The sequence below is a fragment of the Segatella copri genome (assembly GCF_003465495.1).
GTDB classification, from domain to species: Bacteria; Bacteroidota; Bacteroidia; order Bacteroidales; family Bacteroidaceae; genus Prevotella; species Prevotella copri_G.
Genome location: NZ_QSAV01000082.1, coordinates 1 through 4,919, shown reverse-complemented (window position 1 = coordinate 4,919; position 4,919 = coordinate 1). Strand labels below are relative to the sequence as shown.

General features: G+C 49.6%; 2 protein-coding genes. Both read left to right on the top strand.

The genetic code is table 11. From position 1 onward, the window contains the following. Positions 1 to 508: 508 nt before the first annotated feature. Entirely contained in the window at positions 509 to 3,478 is a 2,970-nt protein-coding gene (locus tag DWV53_RS14845; protein ID WP_118155384.1) for a T9SS type A sorting domain-containing protein, read from the top strand. 17 nt (positions 3,479 to 3,495) lie between these two features. Next, positions 3,496 to 4,919: SpvB/TcaC N-terminal domain-containing protein (locus tag DWV53_RS14840; RefSeq protein WP_301331698.1), on the top strand; the 1,424-nt coding region annotated here is incomplete at its 3' end.

The following is a 4,919-nucleotide window of genomic DNA, read 5'->3' as shown; positions in this document are numbered from 1 at the left end:
AAATGAATAGCAAGTATTCCTGCTGAGTTTATCAAATCAGGGCCATTGTTGTTGATAACGACTCTACCATCAGCTCATATATACCTTTCCGACACAAGCATATAGTGTTTTCATTTGTACTCCGAGTGTGTACAGTTTCAAACCATGATTTACATTCTAACATAAGAAACTGAAGCCGTGACCATTTGTGTATTTTTGCCAAACTAACTCCAGTACATACAACAGATGTAAAAGATTTCTGCAAAATCGACCGAAATCATAAGAAAAAAACACCAAATCAGCAAATTTCTTAAAGATTATATCTGTTTATTAAGATTATTTTTGTATATTTGCAGCATTATTTTGGTGGTAAAGCCTGTTGGCCTGCCACGTGACAATAGGACTTTACGGAGCAAGCCTATATCACAATTCTTCTCCGTAGTAACAGTCCGTTCTCTCTCACTGGTCTCTCCCTGCGCGGCAGAGGCATACGTTTTTATATTTTTCAAACACTCCAAATTGACAGCGCATGAGAAAGTTTACTTCTTTGTTACTGTTAGGCTTCGCTATCGGCAGTTTCGCGCAAACGCCCGGAGGAGTCAGCGGAAGCGAACTGTGGTTCAAGACTGCGCCATTGAACTCAGACCTGCAAGGTTATTACCGTTGGCAGGATTTCTCTGGGGATTCCATACGGCTGATGCTATTGGACAGCCGTGGCGTCAAGTCTGAACTTACTCTTCCGAACAGTTCAGTCCATTACTTCAATTTCAATCCGAGTCTCTGGCTCGCAGACGGATTTCGTAGTCTGAGTGCCAAACTCAAACACGGCAACCTCTCGCAGGCTACCGTCATCGGTGTCTTTGCACCGGAACTGACAACCATCGGCAAGGATATGGTTGTCTATGCTCTTGACGGCCGCAAGGGCGACGGAGCCATTCTGAGCAAGGACAAAGCCGTAAGGGGTAGAGGGGTTGAACCACTGGACTATGGTTCAGCATCGGGTGAAGACCTGCTTTTTCAATCAAGTGATTCTTTGTCCGAGAACGGTTTTAAGGAAAGCGCTCTGCGCGTTGTGTCCTACTTCAAGGTAAGCAATCCTTCAACAACATTGTGGGGAGACAACTCCAACACCACATTATTCATCGGAACCCCTTCCACCTCTGGCAGTTTCGGTACGGATTTCCCGACCTCGCTCTTCGGTAATGCTTCCATCCGGGGATATGCCCCTGAGCTTATTGTTTTCAGCAGGATGCTTACACCCGATGAGCGCAGAAAAGTGGAGAGCTATCTGGCGGTAAAGTACGGCATCACCCTCAAAGGCTCGTATCTTGACAGCGACGGAAACTTGATTTGGGACTTGGCTGAGAACCAAGCCTATCATCATCGTGTGACAGCCGTTGGAAACGATATAGCAGGAAGTCTTTTACAACCGCTTTCCGCTACCTCGTATGAGGAAAGTCCGACTTATGCGGCATTGCAGGACAATGACACCTATTATGATGCCAACCCTTATAGTCTTTCATCTGCCTCACGTCTGCTTGTTATGGGACGTGAAAGCGGCAATCCGATGCCAGACAAGGGATATACATTTTGGGGTGATGATGATGCGTCACTTGCAACCTACACATCCCCGACAGATTCCCTGTGGCACATCATGAAACGTACATGGATGGTCAAGACCAATGTGCCGTCAACGTCTGACAGTACAATGACAAGATGGACTGCACAAGGATTTGAGGTTTCGAGGAATGGCTTTACCGACAACATCATTCAAGAGGAAGCCGCTTCTGGGGCTTATGCCATTACTCCTGCCTTTGTTGAGGGTGGCGGCGCATTGGAGTTTACCTGTCCTACAAGTCACCCGACTTTTGACGTTGGCTTTGGAAGCAATGGCGGTAATACTTGCAAGTACGGTTTCCGAATCTCCAACGCAGGGACTGTTTACCCAATCATCAATGGCACTGTATCAAATTCGTACATTGCCACGGATGTTGATGGAACGGACATCTCTATCCGCAAGGAAAGCAAAAACATCTATCTGCGTGTTGACGGAATAGGAAGTGCCACAAGAACCATATCCCTTTCGGATGCGGCAGAAACAGATACCAGCGTAGGCATTATCCGAACGGAAGGAACAGAAGCCGCATTGAATCTGACAGGCTTGAGGACAGGAGGAATAGATGATGTCGGTTATATGGCAGAGTTGAGCTATGACCTCACACCGGACAGGGAGTTCTCGGACTATTGCCGCAAGCGTACCGTCATGCTCATAGACCCAAGCGGTGAAGGTGATTTTGACATCAACAGCAATAGCAACATAAGATGCTCCAAGCCTGATATGACAAGGGGCAAGACCATATTCCGCAATATCCTATGGGATGCAGACGGAAGCGGAAGCGATGTGTTCACATTCGCCTATTATGACGGCATTTCCTATGATGCCACTCCTACGCCGTCAAGTTGCGAGAATGGAGTTCCACGCAATGACGGGTATATCGACATCGGCATCAACATCGGTACACCAGTCTATTCCTATGTGCTCAGCGTTGACACCGTTGCAGGAAAAGTAAAAGGAGAAACCATTGCCAGAGGAACATTCTTCGGTGACACGCACAGAATCACGAATCTTGCCCCCGGCGCCTATGCGCTGTCCGTATCACAAGGTGGAGGCAACGAGATTTATGCCACTGGCAACGCACTCTACACCTCATACTCACATGACACCAGGACCTATCTGTCTGGCGACATCTCATGGACGGTGAACGATACAAAATCAAACTACCGTGTGGGATTGGAGCCAAGCCTCACGGACGAGATCACCCAATATGGCTTCGACGTGCGAGGCGACAAGGCGCATATCATAACCGGTGGATATACAAGCCTAACCAAATATGTCACCATCAAGCCGGGCGATGTGCTCAGTGTTACAGTCCGCAATATGCAGGTCACATACAAGTTGAACGGACAGACCGTGCATCATGAATATGTCTGGTCACTTCGTGCATGGCGGTTCTGCATCAAGTACGGAAAGGGCGAGACACATATCACAGATCTTACCGTAAACGGTACGCCTGTAACCTCATTCACCACAAGGGGCAACGTGCAGATAGAAACACCCAAGAAGTGTACGACAACGATGACCGTCTATGTCGGCAGCGAGTGTGATGCAAGTATGCCTAACGGAACACAGGCAAGGGAGAACCATGTGGGCAGCTCGGACAGACAGGCAGACAATACCTTCATATCTGGAGAAGACGAGAATTTCACTGTCAAGGGCAACGGTTCTACGACAGGCATCTACGAGGCTAAACTCACACAGGACAAGCCTGCTGCAGCCACATTGATGGTGTTTGACGTATCAGGCAAACTGGTAGTGTCACGCCAAATGACAGGCGAAAGCGTCAAGCAGGCCGACTTCAAGGTTCCCGCATCGGGTGTGTATGTCGTGAAGGCAATCTCCGAGAATGGGGAGCATACAAGGAAAATCTCAGTAAAGTAACTTAAAGGAAGATACGCATGAAGAATTATATACAGAAGGTGGCGTGGGCATTTGTTTTACTGCTTGCCGCCACACTGTCCCTTTCGGCAAAGGACGGGACAGCCGTGAGAAAACTCTTCAAGAAGGGTGTCTCTGACAGTATCTCCGTAGGAGGTAGCAAACTGGTCGTTCTTCAGAAAGACCTCATTCGGAACAGAAGCCTTTCCGTGAACTCTATCGGAGAGGAGAATGTTCCTGAGCTTGACTTTGCCATGACCAATGTCACAGCAGGAGGACAGGGCTACCGTTTTCTCCCTCACGGAACACACTTCACAGGCGAGGGTGCGACTGTCAAGATAAAGTATGACCGCACGAGAATACCAAGCGGCTATACCGAGGACGACATCCGTACCTATTACTACGACCCGGCCGAGAAGCATTGGGTTGCGTTGGAGCGTGTGCGTGTGGACAAGAAGGAAGAGTGTGTCGTTTCAAAGACGACCCACTTCACCGACATGATCAACGGTGTGATACAGGCCCCGGAGTCACCGCAGACCGAAGGCTTTGCCCCGACGATGATGAACGACATCAAGGCGGCAGACCCGACGGCGAAGCTCAATGTCATTGCGCCTCCAAGCGCAAACAACCGTGGCTCTGCCAACCTGCAGTATCCGTTCGAGATGCCGCCAGCACGAAACGGTATGCAGCCAAGCCTTGGCTTGCAGTACAGCAGCGAGGGCGGTAGCGGTTGGCTTGGCGAGGGTTGGAACGTCAGCGTGCCAAGCATTACGCTTGACACCCGGTGGGGCGTGCCTCGTTATGACCAGTCAAAAGAGACGGAGACTTATCTCTTGTCCGGTTCAATGCTCTCCACTATGGATGACAACGGACAGATGGGAGTCGCACACCGTGGCGAGAAGATGAACAGAAAGGCTGACCGCCAGTTCTACACCCGCCAAGGCGGTGATTTCAGCCGTATCATCCGCAAGGGTGACAGTCCTGCCAACTATTATTGGGAGGTTACAGACAAGCAGGGTGTCAAGTACATCTATGGTGGTGACGGAGCTGTTGTAAAGGGCAATGTCACCGATGCTTCGGGCAGTACCCGTGAGGTGATTGCCGAATGGAAGCTGAAACGTGTCGAGGAACTCCACGGTGACTATATAGAATATGTGTATGACATCGTGGATGAGGATGTGCGTGGCGGCTTGAAGGCCAAGGCTGCATATCTGAAGGAGGTTCACGCAGGTAATGCAGGACAGGAACCGCACACCGTTGTACTCTTTGAAGGCAACAAGGTAAAGCAGGTAAAGACCAACAATGCCCGCTATGGATTCCTCGCCTCCTCCAACAAGCTGTTGGAGAAAGTGACCGTGAATTTCCAGGGCGAGACATTGCGCAGCTATGCCTTTGACTACAAGGAAGGTGCATTCCACAAGGAAATGCTCACAGGTGTCAGACA

Coding starts and splice junctions, on each gene's coding strand:
- DWV53_RS14845 (WP_118155384.1), top strand. CDS start 509: ATGAGAAAGTTTACTTCTTTGTTACTGTTAGGCTTCGCTATCGGCAGT.